Here is a 17645-nt window from a genome sequence, read left to right as displayed (position 1 = left end):
CCTAGGATTGAGATGACCCGCGCGCATGCTTGCCCGTCGCGCGGGTGGTCGCGTCCTGGGGTTTCGTCGATTCCTGATCCCCTGCGCAATGCCTACCGACACCCGCCCTGCGAACGGCCAGTTCGCCACGACGTTGCAGATCGTCTCCACCGTGTTCTTCACGTTCCTCTGCTATCTGACGATCGGCTTGCCGCTCGCGGTGCTGCCGTCGTTCGTGCACGTGGATCTGGCTTACAGCTCTGTGATCGCCGGGCTGGCTATCAGCGTCCAATATCTCGCGACACTGCTCTCGCGCCCGTATGCCGGACGCACGGCTGACGCCTGGGGCCCTAAGCGCACAGTGCTGTGCGGTCTGGTCGCCTGTGGCGCTTCCGGCTTGCTCGTGGCGTTGGGCGGTGTGTTCTCCGGTGTGCCCTGGCTGGCGCTGCTCGCGCTGATCGCCGGACGCCTTGTGCTCGGCTTCGGTGAGAGCTGGGTGTCGACGGGCGCGATCATGTGGGGCATCGGACAAGTCGGGCCGTCGCACACGGCGCGCGTGATTTCCTGGAACGGTGTGGCAACCTACGGTGCGCTGGCGCTCGGTGCGCCGCTCGGTGTCGCGCTCAATAATGCGTACGGCATCAAGGCCGTGGGGGCTGCGGTGGCGCTGGCGGGTATCGTCGGTTTGCTGCTGGCCCGCATGAAGCGTGCGACGCCGGTCATTCACGGCGAGCGCCTTGCGTTCCGCGCGGTGCTCGGCCGCGTGATGCCGTTCGGCATGGGACTTGCCCTGGGCTCCATCGGCTTCGGCGCGATCTCGACGTTCATTACGCTTTACTACGCAAGTCATCATTGGGACAACGCGGCGCTGGCACTGACGGCGTTCGGTCTGTGCTTCATGGGCGTGCGTCTGTTGCTGGGCAGCAGCATTCAGCGCTTTGGGGGCTATCGTGTCGCGATGGCGTCATTCGCGCTGGAAGCCTTCGGTCTGATCGTACTGGGTATTGCCCCGACGGGCTTCACGGCGCTGCTCGGTGCGGCGCTGGCGGGCGCGGGCTTCTCGCTTGTGTTCCCGTCGCTGGGCGTGGCGGCCGTCAACCTTGTCCCTGCGCAGAATCGCGGCGCTGCACTCGGTGCGTACTCCGTGTTTCTCGACGTCGCACTGGGTGTCACGGGGCCGGTCGCGGGCCTGATCGTGGGGGCTTACGGGTATGCCGAGGTGTATCTGTGCGCTGCACTGGCCGCCATCGCCGCCGTTCTGCTTACCCTGTGGATGTCGCGCAATGCCCACGTGGGCCAACCGCACGACGCTGCGTCGACGGCGAGCAAGGCAGCGCAGACCGCGACGTCGTCGTAATCGTCTTTCCGATCCAAGCCTCGCCTCATTCCCACAAGGAGATCGGCACACGGTCACCGTGCGCCGATCTCAGGGGAACCTTCCTCCCGTTGCACTGCGCTGTCCTCCCAATTCCGGGGGCGCGAGCGCATTTCTGCAAGTCGTGTGCCGTATCGCCGACCTAAATTGAATCCGCAGCAGCCAGCGCGTCGCGCAGGGTTGCTGCGAGCGCCCTTGCTCATCGCAACGGGCATTCATCTTAGGAGCGTGAAATGAAACTGAACTGGATGATTCGCGCCGGGTTGATCTCGGCGGCACTTTGGACACAAATTCCGACGATACAAGCTGCCGAGCTTTCCGGGGTGCAGGCAGCCGATTCGTCGTACCAATTGTGTCCGCCGTGGGACGAGGACGAGTGCGATTGTCCCGACCCAACGCTCGTCTGCCGTCTGCGCTGACAACTTACGCGATCGACGTTGACCCGGCGGCTGCGACAATCGCCGCCAGCCGCTTGATCAATCCGGGGATGCGGGAGGCGTCCGTATCCCCGTAGCCGATCACCAGCCCGTTGTCCGCCGGTTGCGGGTCGAGCGCGAAGCTCGATAGCGCGCGAGGGCCGATCCCTTCGCGCTGTGCTGCCGCGACGATGGCTTTGTCCGGGAAGGCAGCGTCCAGTCGCACGGTCAGATGGAGTCCGCAGCGTTCGCCAATTACCGCGTATGCCGGATCGAAGTACGCAGCCAGCGCGTCGCGCAATGCCGTCTGACGCTCCCGGTACAAACGCCGCATGCGCCCCAGATGGCGGGCAAACTGCCCGCTTCGGATGAAGTCGGCGAGTGCAAGTTGTTCGAAGCGATGGCCGCCGCGAAGGAGTTCGTCGAGCGCATCTCGGGCCTGCGTCGCGAGTGCCGTCGGCAAAATCAGGAACCCGAGACGCAGTGCCGGGAACATCGTTTTGCTGAAGGTGCCGACATAGACGACGGGCGCGTCCGGCACCATCCCCTGCATCGCGGCAATCGGCTCGCCCTGATGGCGAAACTCGCTGTCGTAGTCGTCCTCCAGAATCCACGCGCCGTGACGCCGCGCCTGCGCAATCAGATCGAGACGGCGCGATGCCGACAACACGCTGCCAAGTGGGTACTGGTGCGATGGCGTCACGTACACAAGTCGCGGCGGCGAGCGTTCCCACAAGCCTTCCGGAATGACGATGCCTTCGTCGTCCACGCGCAGTGCCTGCAATCGCACGTCGCTTGAATGAAAGGCGGCCTTCGCGCCGCGATAGCCTGGGTCTTCCATCCACACCGTGTCGCCCGGGTCGGTCAGCAACCGCACGCAGAGAATCAGCGCCTCGTGCGCACCTTCCGTGATGACGACCTGCGAGGCATCGCACCGCACGCCGCGCGAGATGCGCAAGTGGTCGGCAATGGCTTCGCGCAGCGCAGGCTCGCCCAGCGGATCGCCGTAGTTATAGTGGCGGGGCTGCGCTTCACGCATCACGCGCTCCAGCGTACGTCGCCATGTGCTCGCGGGAAAGCGGGTGAGCGCAGGCACGCCGGGCGTGAACGGCAGTGGGGTTTCGCCCGCGCGGGCGGCGTGCCGGGTGGAGGGCAGGCGTTGGATGCGGCGTGAAGGTGACGGTGCCGTCACGACTTCCGACGCGACGTCCGGCGCATCGGCCTCGTGCGTCCTCGACTTCGCGACCCGTGCCGCTTGCGCGGCAATGTGCGGATCGAGCGAGAGTTGTGCGACGCGCGTGCCAAGCCGATGCGGGACGATGAAACCCTCGGCAGCGAGCTGGTCGTAGACGATGGAGACGGTGTTGCGCGACACGGCGAGGTCTTCCGCGAGCGTGCGTGAGGCTGGCAGACGTGCGCCAGCAGGCAAGCGTCCTTCGAGAATGGCGTGCTTGAGCCGCGTCAGGAGCTGCTTCTGGAGTGAGACGTTGCGTCCCGGTCCCGTGGCAAGCGGGCTATCGAACAGGGCGGCAACGTTCTCCGGTGCAAAGGCCGGCGACGGGGGTGTTGCGCCGGCGCGCGTTTTGGCTATGGATGTCATGGCACCAAGAGATTTGCGGGGAGTGGTGCTTTTAATCGTACCACCCGCGCGATAACTTAGGCTGGATGATCAAAATGCCTACCCAATTGCCGGAGACGAGAGAGTTATGACCGACGCACCGAACTTCAACGACTACGACCAGCCCATCGGCCCGGCGCTGCCTGACTGGAAGCCGCGTGCTCAGCCGCCGCGCACGCCGGTTAGTGGCCGGTATTGCCGTCTGGAGCCGATCGACGTCGAGCGTCACGCCAAGGATCTCTTCGACGCCTATGCAACTGCGCCAGACGGCCGCGACTGGACTTACATGAGCGGTGGCCCTTTCGTCGACTTCGACAGCTACTACGCGTATGCGACGAAGCTCGCGGCGTCCACCGATCCGCTGCATCACGCCATCGTCGATCTGGAGACGGGCAAAGCCGTGGGTACGCTGGCGCTCATGCGCATCGATCCGGCCAACGGTGTCGTCGAAGTCGGGCACGTGGCGTACTCGCCGTTGCTCAAACGCACGCGTGCGGGCACCGAGGCGCAATACCTGCTGATGCGTCGCGCGTTCGACGAGCTGGGCTATCGGCGCTACGAGTGGAAGTGCGATTCGCTGAACGCGCCTTCGCGCCGTGCGGCGGCCCGCTATGGCTTCGCGTTCGAAGGAATCTTCCGTAACGCCATCGTCTATCGCGGACGCAGCCGGGACACGGCGTGGTTTTCCATCACCGACGCCGAATGGCCTGCGATTAGCCGAGGCTTCGAGCAGTGGCTCTCGCCGGAGAACTTCGACGCACAAGGCCAGCATCGCGCGGGACTTGCGGCATTGATCTCCGCTGCTCGGGCATAACTGCGATGTCGAAGCAAAACGGCCCGCCGGGAAATCCCCCGGCGGGCCGTTTTGCTTGTTGCTTGCTATCGGAACCGTCCCAATCGACGGTGACGATGCCCCGTGCCGATCAGCCCGGGAAGAAAGCGTACTTCAACACGAACAGCACGGCGATCACCCACGCTGCCGGGTGGACTTCCTTCGCACGGCCCGTGAACAACTTCAGCACGGCGTACGAGATGAAGCCGAAAGCCAGACCGGTGGCGATCGAGTACGTGAACGGCATAGCCAGCGCGGTCAGGGCAGCCGGCGTGGCTTCCGTGATGTCGTCCCACTCGACGTCGAGCAGTTCGCGCAGCATCAGGCCTGCTACGTACAGCAGCGCCGGTGCGGCCGCGTATGCCGGGACCGAGCCAGCCAGCGGGGCGATGAACAGCGCGAGGATGAACAGCACGGCAATCGTCAGTGCGGTCAGACCCGTGCGGCCGCCAGCCTGCACGCCCGAGGCGCTTTCCACGTAAGCGGTCGTGCTGCTCGTGCCCAGCAGCGAGCCGATGAAGATGGCGATGGAGTCGGCGAAAAGCGCACGTCCCAAGCCCTTGTAATGCGTGCCTTCGAGCAGGCCGGCGCGCTTGGCCACGCCCATCAGCGTACCCGTCGCATCGAACACTTCGACCAGCACGAAGGCCAGAATCACGTGGACGAAACCGGCGTGCAGGGCCCCCGGAATGTCGAGCTGGAGGAACGTCGGCGAGAGGCTCGGCGGCATGGCGAACACGCCCTGGAACTGGTTCAGACCCAGCACCATCGAGAGCACCGTCACGGCCAGAATGCCGATCAGGATGGCGCCACGCACCCGCAGCGCATCGAGCACGGCAATCAGGAAGAAGCCGAAGATGGCGAGCAGTGCCTGCGGCGAGTGGAGGTCACCCAGACCGATCTTCGTGGCCGGGTTGGCGACGACCACGCCGGCGTTACCGAGCGCGATGATAGCGAGGAACAGACCGATACCCGCTGCAATCGCACATCGTAACGATTTGGGTACCCCGGCAATGAGCCAGGATCGCACCCCTGTCACGGTCAGGATAATGAACAGACACCCTGAGATGAACACCGCGCCGAGCGCCTGTTGCCACGTGTAGCCCATCGCGCCCACGACCGTGAAGGCGAAGAAGGCGTTCAGGCCCATGCCCGGGGCCATGCCGATCGGGTAGTTGGCGACGAAGGCCATCACCACCGAGCCGATCGCCGCTGCAAGACAGGTCGCCACGAACACGGCACTCTTGTCCATGCCTGTCGTGCCGAGGATGTTGGGGTTGACGAAAATGATGTACGACATGGTGAGGAAGGTCGTTAGACCTGCCACCATTTCCGTGCGTACATTGGAGCCATGCTCCTCGAGTTTGAAGAATTTGGTCAGCAACGCGCTCTCCTTGTGACTTTGTTATGCCGTTGTCCGTGTGCAGCGGGGGCGCGCGCATTGTACTGCGCGCGAGCCCGTGCCACCGATTTTGTCAGGCGACTGCTTGCATCGAGTCTGTCAGAACTTCATGCGCATGCCCACCCCGAAAGTATTCCCGGCATCCAGCCCGGAAACCTTGTCGTTGAGGTAGGCCGTGTACACATCGGTGCGTTTGGAGAGGCTGTAGTCGTAGCCGATGGCCCACGTATTCCGGCTGGCATTGTTTGCGCCGGAATTCTTCGTGTAAGCGTAAGACGCCATCACATTACCCCCGCCGAGAGGCACGGTAAAGCCGAGCTGGCCGCCGTTGGACGTCAGATTGCCGCCCGTGATCGTGTTCTTGATGTATTGGTACTGACCGAAGAACTTGACCACCTTGAAGTCGTACGTCAGACCGGCCTGAAGCGCCTGCTGATTGCGAAAGCCGGTGATACCGGCCTGATCGTCGGGCGTCGAGTCGAACTTGACCTGCTGATAGGCGAGCGTGGCGGCGAGCGGGCCGTGGAAGTACATGGCCGCGGCGCTCCACTTGTTCTGCCCCATTTCGCCCGCCTTGTTGCCGAAGGCGTAGGAGAAGCTTGCGCCCAGCCCCTTGTAGTCGGGTGTGGCATACATCACGCCGTTGTTCCACCCCGAGTCGCCGACGATCCCTTGTCCCGCGAGACCGAGGAACGTGTGGTAGACCATCGGGCTGAAGGTGTAGGAGTCGACAAACGGGTTGAACAGGATCGTCGACACGAAGTACGACGTGGTGAGCCGCCCCATCGTGATCGTGCCCAGCGTGTTCGATTGCAGGCCGACGTAGGCGTTGCGCGAGAAGAAGCTGTCGCCGGTGAAGCGGCCGTAGCGGCCGTTCTGCGGCAGGAAGAAGTCTTCGAGCGTGAAGATCGCTTTCAGGCCATCGCCGAGATCTTCGGAGCCCTTCATCCCCCAGTAAGACGTGGACATACCGCCGCCTGCCTGCGTCCACGCGCGTTCGCCGCCGGGGGCTTTGGCCGCGCCGACCCACGCGTCGACCTGACCGTAAAGGGAAACGCTGGATTGTGCGTTGGCGACGCCCGCCGCGCCGCAAATTGCGAGGGCGAGCGTGCCCCGCAGCCAACCTGCTGCCTTGCTCATGAATGTGTCTCCGTCTCGTTTTAGTTTGTGCGTGCCTCTGTACTGCTCTTTTCACCGAAGGGTGCAAGGGGGCACGCCTGAGTCATTGACACACTGACTTCGCGTTGCGCGGGGATCGGTGTTGCTTTGAGGCGTGATCATTATTATCAAGGTGCCTCATACGACATATCACGCAGCGTTGATACTCGGTATTCCGTTGTTGCCGTCACACTTCGCGGGTTAACACTGGCGGTTTGCCTCTTGCGCGGCGCAATTTGCGGGGGCGAAAAAAAGCGGATATTCGCGCTGTGGGCGCGAATATCCGCTTTCGTTTTGATGGCGGTTTCTGGCAAGCGGCCGTCGTCGACAGTGCTTACCGAACCGCGCGCCAATTCGCGTTATGCGCTTCGAGCCAGTTCTGCGCGAGCGCCGGATCGCCGTGACGATTCGGATGGAACGACGGCAGCATGTACTTGAGCATAGGCCCCGTAGTGCGCCAGATGACACCGTCGCGACCGAAGAACATCGTCGTGAATCCCCACCACGTGCTCGGCTTGAAGAGCGTGCCGTCGCGCCAGAGGTTGTTGATCGTCTGCGCGTGGCTCTCCAGCCCGAACATGAACAGCACGTAGAGATAGGTCAGTACCCGCTGGCGCTCGCTGCCACCCAGTGCGCGATACAGGTCGAACGCCACCGCCTTGTGCTCGGTCTCTTCGGCCGCGTGCCAGCGCCACATCAGACGCATCTTCGGCTCCGCCTTCGCGAGCCAGCGATCGTAGCGCAGTGCGCCGTCACCGAACACCGCCGTACAGTGCTCGTAAGCGGCCGTGACGGCGAGCATGTACATCGGCGACAGCTTGCGGCGTCGCGCCCACTGAATGCGCGACGTCGCCCAGTTCTCCCAATGGTTCACCAGGCCCTGCTTGGCAAGCTGTGCGTTGTACTGGCCGTGCAGATGACGGTGCGTCGCTTCCTGTCCGATGAATTGCGCGATGTCGGCGCGCAGTCTGTCGTAGCGCGCATCGTCAGGCAGACGGTCCATCGTGTCGCGCACCGAGTCGATGAACGACTGCTCGCCGACGGGAAAGCTCATCGACAGCGCGTTGTAGTACATCGTGCGGTAAGCGTCGCCGCTGTGCCAATGGCGCTCGAAGCCACTGGCCAGATCGACCGTCAGCTTGCGCACGGTCAGGGCGGAAATGTCATTGCTCATGATGGCAGGCCTCTCTGGCAGTCGAGACGGATGTCGGGCGCAATGAAATGTGACGTCCATGACGCCGTCTCTTGAATTTCATACCGAATGTGAGCATTATTCATTTTTCAGGCGCTACGCCGCAACTCGCTTCCCGCTCAGGTTTTCCGTCATGTCCACACCGAAGTCGCCCGCCACCCCGAATGCCACGTCCGCCATGCGAAAGCGGCCGATGCAGGCACGCGCGCAGCACACCGTCGAGACCATTTTCGAAGCCACTGCTCAGGTTCTCGACGAAGAAGGGGAGGCGGCGCTCACGACCAATCGCATCGCCAAGAAGGCCGGGTTTTCGATTGGCACGCTGTATCAGTACTTCCCGACCAAGGAAGCGATTCTGCTGGCGATGATTGCGCGCGAGCGACGTCGCGTGATGGACGAGCAGAACGAATTCCTCGCCCGTGCGGCTGAGGAAGGCGCAGACCCCGAGCGCATAATTCGTGAGCGCATCCACATGCTGATCGAGGCCTTCGGTTCGGGCGGACGCGTGAAGCGCTCGCTCATCAAGATGGCCTGGCAGATGGACCATCACGAGAACATCATGCAGGCGATGCGCGAGGCGGCGGAGCATATCGCCGTCGCCATGTCGCGCCGCGATGCGCCGGGGATGCGTCCGCCGACCACCGCCACGGTGTTCGTGCTCACGCGCGCATTCATGGGAACGCTGCGCTCGGCCGTGCTCGAAGACTCCCCGTTGCTTGGCACTCCAGAGTTCGAGGACGAGCTTTACCGGTTATGCTGGGGCCTGTTGCGCGCCGACGCCTGACGGCACGGCCACCGGGCCGACGGTAGATTCCACAGTAGCTTCGCAGGCAAAGACGCGCACCCCTTCGATAGCTCCGGCAGTTCGCACAAAGGAAGGCGTTGCATGGGTGAAATCGTCAAGGCAGTCAGCATTCTGGCGGGTGGCGTAGGCATCTTCCTCATCGGCATGGCAATGATGACCGATGGCCTCAAACTCGCCGCCGGGCCCGCGCTCGAACGCATTCTCGCGGGGGCCACGCGCACCCGATGGCAAGCCTTCGCTTCGGGCGTACTTGTCACTGCCATCACCCAAAGCTCGTCGGTCGTGACGATTGCGACCATCGGCTTCGTCAATGCCGGGCTGCTCAAGCTCGGCGGCGCGCTCTGGCTGATGTTCGGCTCCAATCTCGGCTCGACGATGATGGGGTGGATCGTCGCGGTGATCGGCCTCAAGTTCAATATCGATGCGTTCGCGCTGCCGATGATCGCCGTCGGCGTGGCGCTGCGTCTCACAGGCGCGGGCACCCGGCGAGGCGCCATCGGTAACGCGCTCGCGGGCTTCGGCCTGCTCTTCTTCGGTATCTCACTGCTTCAATCCGCCTTCATCGACATGGCGGGCATGATTCGTCTGCCCGACGGCACCGGCCCGCTCGACGTGCTGCTGCAAGTGGTGGTGGGCTTCGTGCTCACCTGCATCGTTCAGTCGTCGGCGGCTGCCATGGCGATCACGCTGACGGCTGCGCAAAACGGACTGCTGGGCGCGCAAGGCGCTGCGGCCGTGGTGATCGGCGCGAACATCGGTACGACGGTGACGGCCTTGATCGCGGCCATCGGCGCAACCCCCAACGCGCGGCGTGCGGCGATGGCGCACGTCGCCTTCAACGTAGTAGCGGCTGTCGTGGCGCTCTTGCTGCTGCCATGGATGATCCGCGCCATCGCCACCGGCATGGCATGGATGCACCGCGAATCCGACCCCGCGATCCAGCTTGCGATCTTCCACACAACCTTCAACGTGCTTGGCGTGTTGCTGATGATTCCGCTGACCACGCCGTTGCTGCACTGGTTGCAGCGCCGCTTTCGCTCGCGCGAGGAAGACGAGGGCGCGCCACAGTTCCTCGACGACAACGTGTTGCAGGTGCCGCAACTGGCCGTCGACGCGCTTAAGCGTGAAGTCGAGCGCCTCGGCGCGATCAGCCGACATATGGTGCGCGGCGCGTTGACCGGTACGAGTTTCGGCGTGCTGGCCCAGTCGCACGCGTCCGTCACGCGCCTCGGCAGCGTCTGCCAGACGTTCACCGAGCGCATGAGTCGTGTGGCCATGGGCGCGACGTCCGCCGAACAACTGGCCGACACGCTGCGTACGCTGCGTTACTACGAGAGCGCGGCCGAGCAGGCCGTGGCGGCCGCCGCGTTGCGGGACCAGACCAGCACCGCGACTGGGATGTCGGACGTCTATACGGCGTTCCTGCGCGAATCGAGCGCGCTGCTCGACCTGGTGGAAAGCGATACGCTGCCAGCGGACGGTGGCGAATCGCTGGGCACGCATGCGTCTGCCATGGAAGCGGCGTATGGCGGGCTCAAGGCCAAATTGCTGGCCGACGGCGCGGCTGGCACCGCACGTATCTCCGTCATGGAAGAAGCCTTGCGACGTTACAGCGCTCTGCGACGCGCCTTGCAGCAGACCGTCAAGGCGAGCACGCGTCGCGCGAAGGGGACGGATCCCATCGACTGAGCGGCTGAGCGAGTGGCACGAGGTGTGGTTTTCGCGCCATGTCCGTCGCTTGCGCAACGCAACATGCGTGGCTAGAATGGCGACGGATTCTTGGCATTCGGTGAAACCTTCTCCGGTGTCACGTAAGCGTTCACGTGAATCAACGCATTCTCCGCGACAGCGGCCGGTTCTATCGGCACGTCGGTCGAGGGGCGTGCGTTCATGCGTGAACTACCGGGCAACCCATTCAGCGTTGTCTCCGGTTCTCTAAGCGTCATAAGCGCCGTCCTTCTCCGATTTGCCCGTTTCGATACCGATGCCCCGTTTGCGGTCGTTCGTCCGCCGGTTGGCGTCTGGTGTCCGTCGTTCGTGGCTTGTTTATCGTTCGCCGGTGTTTCACCGATGGCTTTGCTCGCGTGTCCTTTGGCACTGGCTTGCGCTGACCGGCAACCTTTGGAGCTTTCTCGCATGTCGTCCTCCGCTGCATCGGCCCAATCTCCGGATCAGGCCCAACCCCCGCATCAGGCGGCGGGCGCGCCCGACAACGCTACGGCGTTGCTCGTGCGCTTCTCGCTCAATGTTTTTCTCGCGTGCCTGACCATCGGCATGTCGCTTTCCGTCGTGCCGCTGTTCGTGCACGACACACTCGGGTATCACAACGTCATCGTCGGCTTTGCCGTGGGCGTGCAATCGCTCGCCACGGTGCTCACTCGCAAGTTCGCCGGACGCACCGCCGATCAGCGCGGTGCGCGCGTGGCGCTCAAGCGCGGTCTGGTATTTGTCGGACTGTCCGGCATTGCGCTTCTCGCGACGAGTCTGATTTCGGTGGCCGCCGAGCCGCGGCTGGCTGTGCTGACACTCGCTCGCCTGCTGCTCGGTGTCGGTGAGAGCCTGTGCATCACCGGCACATTGACGTGGGCCATCGGCAGTCTCGGTGCCGCGCAATCGGGCCGTGTAATGTCGTGGACCGGCGCGGCTGTCTTCGGTGGATTCGCGGTCGGTGCACCGTTGGGGCTGGCGCTCTACGGCGGTACGTCGCTCGCGGGTGTCGCCATCGCGATCTGCCTGTTGCCACTGGCGGGCTGGGCCGTCATTTCGCGCATTGCTGCCGTCGCGCCCGCGCATCAGGCAGGGGGTGCGCTGCCGTACTCGCAGGTGTTGCGTATCGTCTTCATGCCCGGACTGGCGCTCGCGTTGCAGGGTGTCGGGTTCGCCGTGATCGGAGCGTTCGTGGTGTTGTACTTCGAGGCGTCGCGCTGGACCGGTGCGGCGATTGCCTTGTCGGCGTTCGGTCTGGCGTTTGTGCTGATGCGTCTGATCGGCGGACGCTGGCCCGAGCGCTTCGGCAATCTGCGGGTAGCGCAGGCGTCGCTCGTCGTCGAGGCCATCGGGCTGCTGATCGTCTGGCAAGCGCCCGTCGCATGGCTCGCACTACTGGGTACGGCGCTGGCCGGGGCCGGGGCGTCGCTGATTTTCCCGTCGTTGGGCATTGAAGTTGTCAAACGCGCACCGGCGGCCAGCCGTGGCACAAGCCTCGGCACGTACGCCGCGTTTCAGGACATTGCCATCCTGACCACCGGTCCGCTCGCGGGGGCCGTTGCCAACCCGTTCGGCTATCGCGCCGTGTTCCTGTGCGGGGCGGTGGCGGCGGTGCTGGGTGTCATCGTGGTCGTGTCGTTACGGGCGCGTCAGCGCTGATCGGATGGTCGATGCAGCGCCGTGCAGCCTCTCTCGCCTGAGATGCCGCGCGGCGCTGCCTTCCGTCGCACCGAAGCTGCCTGTAAATGCCTATTCGATACATGACGATCTGGCTTCTGGAAAATGTTCATGCACTGAAGGTTCGTTCCATTTAAAGCGGTGTCCTATGGTTTACAATCCGCCTCGGCCTCCCAATACCTAAGGGGATGGCAGGGTGAGATGCGTCGCACAACGGCTTAACGGCCGGGCGCGACGTCCGGAGACAATGCCTCCGGGCCTGCGCGTGATCGATTCCTGCGGCACGGGAATCGTGAGGTCTTCAGAGCGGTCGAGTGGGTAAGGCAGCGTGATCGGTGCGAGTGGTCCGGGTGCAACGTTGCAGTCAATTCGGGCTGCGTGGCAGCCGAAGTTCGAAGTGGAGACCATGAGTACTATCGCTAGCGGTGTCAAAGCCAACGCGCATACGCGCGAGATCGAGGCGCAAGCCTACGCAAAAGCGACCTGGCGTTTGTTGCCGTTCCTTTTCCTGTGTTACGTCGCGGCCTATCTGGACCGCGTGAATGTCGGCTTCGCCAAGCTGCAAATGCTGAACGACCTCCAGTTCAGCGAGACCGTCTACGGTCTGGGCGCCGGCATCTTCTTTATCGGTTACTTCTTCTTCGAGGTGCCGTCCAACATCATCATGCACAAGGTCGGTGCGCGTCGCTGGATTGCGCGCATCATGATCTCCTGGGCGGTGCTCTCGGCGGCAACGCTGTTCGTCACCACGCCGACGCAGTTCTACGTCGTGCGCTTCCTACTCGGTGTGGCTGAGGCTGGATTCTTCCCCGGCATCGTGCTGTATCTGACCTACTGGTTCCCGGCGCAGCGCCGTGGCCGCATGAACGCGCTGTTCATGATCGGTATTCCGGTTGCCGGTGTGTTCGGCGGTCCGCTCTCGGGCTGGATTCTGCAAGCGTTCAACGGCGTGGGCGGCTGGAAGGCCTGGCAATGGCTGTTCTTCATCGAGGCCATTCCGTCGGTGATTCTTGGCGTGATTACGCTGATGTATCTGCCGAACGGGATTCGCGCTGCGAAGTGGCTCACCGAAGACGAGAAGGCCGTGCTGGAGCACAACATCGCGCAGGACAGCGCGGGCAAGGCACCTCAATCGGTGGCCTCGGTGTTCTCGAACGGTCGTGTGTGGCTGATGGCCGTGATCTACTTCTGCTGCATGATGGGTCTGTACGGCATTGGCTTCTACCTGCCGACGCTCATCAAGGCCAGCGGCGTGAAGAGTGCGCTCGACGTCGGTCTGCTGACCGCCATTCCGTACGCTTGCGCCGTTGTCAGCATGATTGCTGTGGCACGCAGTTCGGACCGCTCGCGTGAGCGTCGCTGGCACTTCGCCGTGGTGTCGTTCGCCGGTGCCGTCGGTCTGTACCTGAGCACGATCTGGGGCAACAACGTACCGCTTGCGATGGTTGCGCTGTCGGTCGGCACGGCCGGCATGCTGGCCACGATGCCCGTGTTCTGGACGTACCCGAGCGCACTGCTCGTCGGCGGCTCGGCTGCTGCTGCCATCGGCATGATCAACTCGATCGGCAACCTGGCAGGCTTCGTGAGCCCGTTCGTCATCGGCTGGCTCAAGGACGTGACGCAGAGCACGAACGCCGGTATGTACTGCGTGTCGGCAGCGCTCGCGCTGGGGGCCGTGCTGGCACTCACGCAGTCGAAGGAACAGGTCAATCGCTGATCGTTCCGCAGGGATGTGAGAGGAGGGGGGCGCTTCATACGAGAAGCGTCGCCCATAAAAAAAGCTGGTCCATGTGAGTGGACCAGCTTTTTTGTTGCTTGCTACCGGTTACCGGGCAGTCCTTGCGGACCGCCAGGTAATGACACCGTGGCTTACGCCTTGGCGACGCTTGCCAGTGCAGCGTTGAACGTCTTGCTCGGACGCATGACTTGTTCGAGCTTTTCGAAGTCCGGCTTGTAGTAGCCGCCGATGTCGGTCGGCTTACCTTGCACGTCGGCGAGTTCGCCCACGATGGTCTTCTCGTTCTCGGTCAGTTGCTTCGCGAGCGGGGCGAAGAGCTTGGCCAGCTCGGCGTCGTCCTTCTGCTCGGCGAGTTCCTGTGCCCAGTACATCGACAGGTAGAACTGGCTGCCGCGGTTGTCCAGCTCGCCGGTCTTCGGCGACGGACCCTTGTTGTTGTCGAGCAGCTTGCCCGTTGCGGCGTCGAGCGTCTTGGCGAGGATCTTGGCGCGCTGGTTGCCCGTCTTGATACCCAGGTCTTCCAGCGAGACGGCCAGTGCGAGGAATTCACCCAGCGAGTCCCAGCGCAGGTGGTTTTCTTCAACCAGTTGCTTGACGTGCTTCGGTGCCGAGCCGCCGGCACCCGTTTCGTACATGCCGCCACCGGCCATCAGCGGCACGATGGAGAGCATCTTGGCGCTGGTGCCCAGTTCCATGATCGGGAACAGGTCGGTCAGGTAGTCGCGCAGAATGTTGCCGGTCACCGAGATGGTGTCCAGACCGCGGATCACGCGCTCCAGGGTGTAACGCATGGCGCGCACTTGCGACATGATCTGGATATCGAGACCGTTGGTGTCGTAATCCTTCAGGTACGTTTCGACCTTCTTGATCAGTTCGGCTTCGTGCGGACGGTACGGGTCGAGCCAGAACACGGCCGGCATGCCCGAGTTGCGCACGCGGTTCACGGCGAGCTTCACCCAGTCGCGGATCGGAGCGTCCTTGACCTGGCACATACGCCAGATGTCGCCGGCTTCCACGTTCTGCGAGAGCAGCACTTCGCCCGTGGCGATGTCGACGATGTTCGCCACGCCGTCTTCGGCGATTTCGAACGTCTTGTCGTGCGAGCCGTATTCCTCAGCCTTCTGCGCCATCAGGCCGACGTTCGGCACCGTACCCATCGTGGTCGGATCGAATGCGCCGTTCGTCTTGCAGAAGTTGATGATTTCTTGATAGATACGAGCGAACGTGCTTTCCGGGATCACGGCCTTCGTGTCCTTCGGACGGCCGTCGGCGCCCCACATCTTGCCGCCGATACGGATCATGGCCGGCATCGATGCGTCGACGATCACGTCGTTCGGTGCGTGCAGGTTCGAGATGCCCTTGGCCGAGTCGACCATCGCCAGTTCCGGACGGTGCTCGTGGCAGGCGTGCAGATCGCGGATGATCTCTTCGCGTTGCGTGCTCGGCAGCGCTTCGATCTTCTCGTACAGGTTCACGAGGCCGTTGTTGACGTTCACGCCCAGTTCGTCGAACAGTTTGCCGTGCTTCTCGAAGGCTTCCTTGTAGAAGATCTTCACAGCGTGGCCGAACACGATCGGGTGCGAGACCTTCATCATCGTGGCCTTCACGTGCAGCGAGAACATGACGCCGGTCTTGCGTGCGTCTTCCATCTGTTCTTCGTAGAAGTCGCACAGCGCCTTCTTGCTCATGAACATGCTGTCGATGATTTCGCCGTCGAGCAGCGAGACCTTCGGCTTGAGCACGATCGTCTTGCCGCTGTTCGTCACGAGTTCCATCTTGACGTCGCGTGCCTTGTCGATCGTCATCGACTTTTCACCGTGGTAGAAGTCGCCATGCTTCATGTGCGCGACGTGCGTGCGCGAAGCCATGCTCCATTCGCCCATGCTGTGCGGGTGCTTCTTGGCGTAGTTCTTGACGGCGAGCGGTGCGCGACGATCCGAGTTGCCTTCACGCAGGACCGGGTTCACGGCCGAGCCGAGGCACTTCGAATAACGCTTCTGGATGGCCTTCTCTTCGTCGGTCTTCGGGTCTTCCGGGAAGTCCGGAATCTTGTAGCCCTTCGACTGGAGTTCCTTGATGGCGCTCTGGAGCTGGAACACCGATGCGCTGATGTTCGGCAGCTTGATGATGTTCGTGTTCGGATCCTGCGTCAGACGACCGAGTTCGGCGAGGTTATCCGGGACGCGTTGCTCTTCGGTCAGGAATTCGGGGAATTCGCCGAGGATACGGCCCGAGACCGAGATGTCGCTCGTTTCGACCGCCACGCCCGCCGGAGCGGTGAACGTACGGATGATCGGGAGGAAGGAGCCGGTGGCGAGAAGCGGCGCTTCGTCGGTCAGGGTGTAGATGATGCTGGGTTGCTGCGTGCTCATCGCTGGTCTCGGATTCAAGAATCAGGAAAAGGTGGGGGAACGCCGCCGACTGGGTCACAGTCCGCTAGCCATGACAAATTTTCCCTGATTGTGACACGGGTCGGGGGCAAAACTGAAATGCCTTTTCGTAATGTGAATGCTTGGGTCTTATATAAGACTGGCACGGAAGTGCCCATCACGCCGTTGAAAACCCCGCAGGCTGGGGCAGGGGTGCGGGAAATGGGGGGGTGGAAGGGCGTTCTGATGACGTTTGTTTGGATGTAATTTATTTTTCGATAGTGAAAATCTATGAAAAACGTGATGATGAGTCCCGCCGAGACATGACGCGTGATGCCCAATCAGATGCTCTTCGCCAGCGTGAGCTTCGAGCGGCGCATTTACGACACGCTGGACAGTATGTTTCTGGTCGAGCGTAGCGATCGGCAATCGGATGTGAAGGCGGGCTATTCGTACTTCGTGACGAAGGCGTTTTCAATCACGCCGCAATACACCTTCACGCGTAACGGTTCCAGCCAGTCGCTATATCAGTACCAACGTAGTGTTTACGGGATCGTGGCCCGCTACGACTTCCGTTGATCTCCCCTGTCATGTCCGTCAATCTGATTCGGAGCGAAACATCGTGAAGCGCAAGCCGCTGTCGATAGAGCGGGGGCATGTTCCGTCTGTGTGCCTGGCGGATTGCCGCGTGGATCGTTGTGTTCCCGGGGATGGGGATGCTGGGGAGTGTGTCGGCGAATGCGCTGACGAAGTTCACCGGCACAGGGTGCGGCCTTGTGCCGCATACGCGGGCATCTGAACGGTGTAGTCTGAGTCACATGCTTACCGTTGCTACACCCACTTCTCGGTACTCGTGACTTCACCCATGACCCACGCGCGCGCCGTGCTTATGCCTAGCGACAGCGCAATTGCACCGCTCTACGCGGGCGCAGACTTGTCAGACGCGTATGCAATTCGACTGCCGCCCGAGGCCAGCGATGATCTGGAGGTGCTGACACGCATCCTGTTTGAGCGGCAGGCGTGGTGGATTCGTGCACTCTTGCGTGTCCGCGACGCAGTGATGGTGACCGTCAACGTCAAATCGTCTCACGCTGTCGGCCTTGCTGGCGCAGCGCGTGGGCCGGTGATCAGCTTCTTTCCGCTGCTGTCAAAGACTGCGACGGAGTTGGTTCTGGGGGCAGACGACCAGCATCTCGATTTCCGTGTTTCCGTGCAACTCCGTACCGATGCGCCAAACGGGCGTGAGCTGGTCGCGGCGACGGTGGTGCATTGCCATAACAGACTGGGACGTCTCTATCTTGCGACGATTGCACCGTTCCATCGCGTGATCCTTCGGGCGAATTTGGAACGGGCGGTCAGAGACATGAGGGCTTGAGC

The 17645-nt window shown here is 62.8% G+C and carries 15 protein-coding genes; 9 read left to right on the top strand and 6 right to left on the bottom strand.

The window, feature by feature from the left end:
* Window positions 1–88: 88 nt before the first annotated feature.
* On the top strand, window positions 89–1336 hold the full coding sequence (locus tag PAN31117_RS21900) for an MFS transporter (protein ID WP_150740071.1): 1248 nt from the start codon (window positions 89–91) through the stop codon (window positions 1334–1336).
* Between the two features lie 251 nt (window positions 1337–1587).
* Window positions 1588–1773, top strand: a complete 186-nt coding sequence (locus PAN31117_RS21895; protein ID WP_150740070.1) for a hypothetical protein — start codon at window positions 1588–1590, stop codon at window positions 1771–1773.
* Window positions 1774–1777: 4 nt separating this feature from the next.
* On the opposite strand, the gene pdxR is transcribed toward PAN31117_RS21895, so the two are convergent.
* On the bottom strand, window positions 1778–3370 hold the full coding sequence (gene pdxR / locus PAN31117_RS21890) for a MocR-like pyridoxine biosynthesis transcription factor PdxR (protein WP_246189212.1): 1593 nt from the start codon (window positions 3368–3370) through the stop codon (window positions 1778–1780).
* 106 nt (window positions 3371–3476) lie between these two features.
* On the opposite strand from pdxR, the gene PAN31117_RS21885 reads away from it, so the two are divergent.
* Entirely contained in the window at window positions 3477–4202 is a 726-nt protein-coding gene (locus PAN31117_RS21885) for a GNAT family N-acetyltransferase (RefSeq protein ID WP_150740069.1), read from the top strand.
* A gap of 109 nt (window positions 4203–4311) precedes the next feature.
* Here PAN31117_RS21885 and PAN31117_RS21880 read toward each other — a convergent pair whose 3' ends face one another.
* From PAN31117_RS21880 to PAN31117_RS21870, 3 genes are all read right to left on the bottom strand, one after another.
* Window positions 4312–5604: an NCS2 family permease gene (locus tag PAN31117_RS21880; protein WP_150740068.1), complete on the bottom strand. Its 1293-nt coding sequence runs from the start codon at window positions 5602–5604 to the stop codon at window positions 4312–4314.
* 117 nt (window positions 5605–5721) lie between these two features.
* Entirely contained in the window at window positions 5722–6762 is a 1041-nt protein-coding gene (locus PAN31117_RS21875) for a porin (protein ID WP_150740067.1), read from the bottom strand.
* 352 nt (window positions 6763–7114) lie between these two features.
* On the bottom strand, window positions 7115–7954 hold the full coding sequence (locus PAN31117_RS21870; protein ID WP_150740066.1) for a metal-dependent hydrolase: 840 nt from the start codon (window positions 7952–7954) through the stop codon (window positions 7115–7117).
* 151 nt (window positions 7955–8105) lie between these two features.
* Between PAN31117_RS21870 and PAN31117_RS21865 the strand changes: the two genes are divergently transcribed.
* Both PAN31117_RS21865 and PAN31117_RS21860 read left to right on the top strand, forming a co-directional pair.
* Entirely contained in the window at window positions 8106–8756 is a 651-nt protein-coding gene (locus PAN31117_RS21865) for a TetR/AcrR family transcriptional regulator (protein WP_246189211.1), read from the top strand.
* 102 nt (window positions 8757–8858) lie between these two features.
* Complete coding sequence (locus tag PAN31117_RS21860; RefSeq protein ID WP_150740065.1) at window positions 8859–10466, top strand: Na/Pi cotransporter family protein; 1608 nt, start codon at window positions 8859–8861, stop codon at window positions 10464–10466.
* Window positions 10467–10537: 71 nt separating this feature from the next.
* On the opposite strand, the gene PAN31117_RS21855 is transcribed toward PAN31117_RS21860, so the two are convergent.
* On the bottom strand, window positions 10538–10723 hold the full coding sequence (locus tag PAN31117_RS21855) for a hypothetical protein (protein WP_150740064.1): 186 nt from the start codon (window positions 10721–10723) through the stop codon (window positions 10538–10540).
* A gap of 190 nt (window positions 10724–10913) precedes the next feature.
* On the opposite strand from PAN31117_RS21855, the gene PAN31117_RS21850 reads away from it, so the two are divergent.
* Together PAN31117_RS21850 and PAN31117_RS21845 are read left to right on the top strand one after the other, a co-directional pair.
* Window positions 10914–12143: an arabinose transporter gene (locus PAN31117_RS21850; protein WP_150740063.1), complete on the top strand. Its 1230-nt coding sequence runs from the start codon at window positions 10914–10916 to the stop codon at window positions 12141–12143.
* Between the two features lie 424 nt (window positions 12144–12567).
* Window positions 12568–13878 (top strand): MFS transporter, encoded by a 1311-nt coding sequence (locus tag PAN31117_RS21845; protein ID WP_150740062.1) that lies wholly within the window; start codon window positions 12568–12570, stop codon window positions 13876–13878.
* A gap of 152 nt (window positions 13879–14030) precedes the next feature.
* Here PAN31117_RS21845 and PAN31117_RS21840 read toward each other — a convergent pair whose 3' ends face one another.
* On the bottom strand, window positions 14031–16271 hold the full coding sequence (locus PAN31117_RS21840) for an NADP-dependent isocitrate dehydrogenase (RefSeq protein ID WP_150740061.1): 2241 nt from the start codon (window positions 16269–16271) through the stop codon (window positions 14031–14033).
* A gap of 327 nt (window positions 16272–16598) precedes the next feature.
* Here PAN31117_RS21840 and PAN31117_RS21835 point away from each other — a divergent pair, with 327 nt between their 5' ends.
* Both PAN31117_RS21835 and PAN31117_RS21830 read left to right on the top strand, forming a co-directional pair.
* On the top strand, window positions 16599–16847 hold the full coding sequence (locus PAN31117_RS21835) for a hypothetical protein (protein ID WP_150740060.1): 249 nt from the start codon (window positions 16599–16601) through the stop codon (window positions 16845–16847).
* Window positions 16848–17133: 286 nt separating this feature from the next.
* Window positions 17134–17643 (top strand): DUF2867 domain-containing protein, encoded by a 510-nt coding sequence (locus PAN31117_RS21830; protein ID WP_150740059.1) that lies wholly within the window; start codon window positions 17134–17136, stop codon window positions 17641–17643.
* Window positions 17644–17645: the final 2 nt, after the last annotated feature.

It is taken from the genome of Pandoraea anapnoica (genome assembly GCF_902459765.1).
Lineage (GTDB): Bacteria > Pseudomonadota > Gammaproteobacteria > Burkholderiales > Burkholderiaceae > Pandoraea > Pandoraea anapnoica.
The sequence above is the reverse complement of the archived record's forward strand: the minus strand, read 5'-3'. Positions and strand labels throughout refer to the sequence as shown.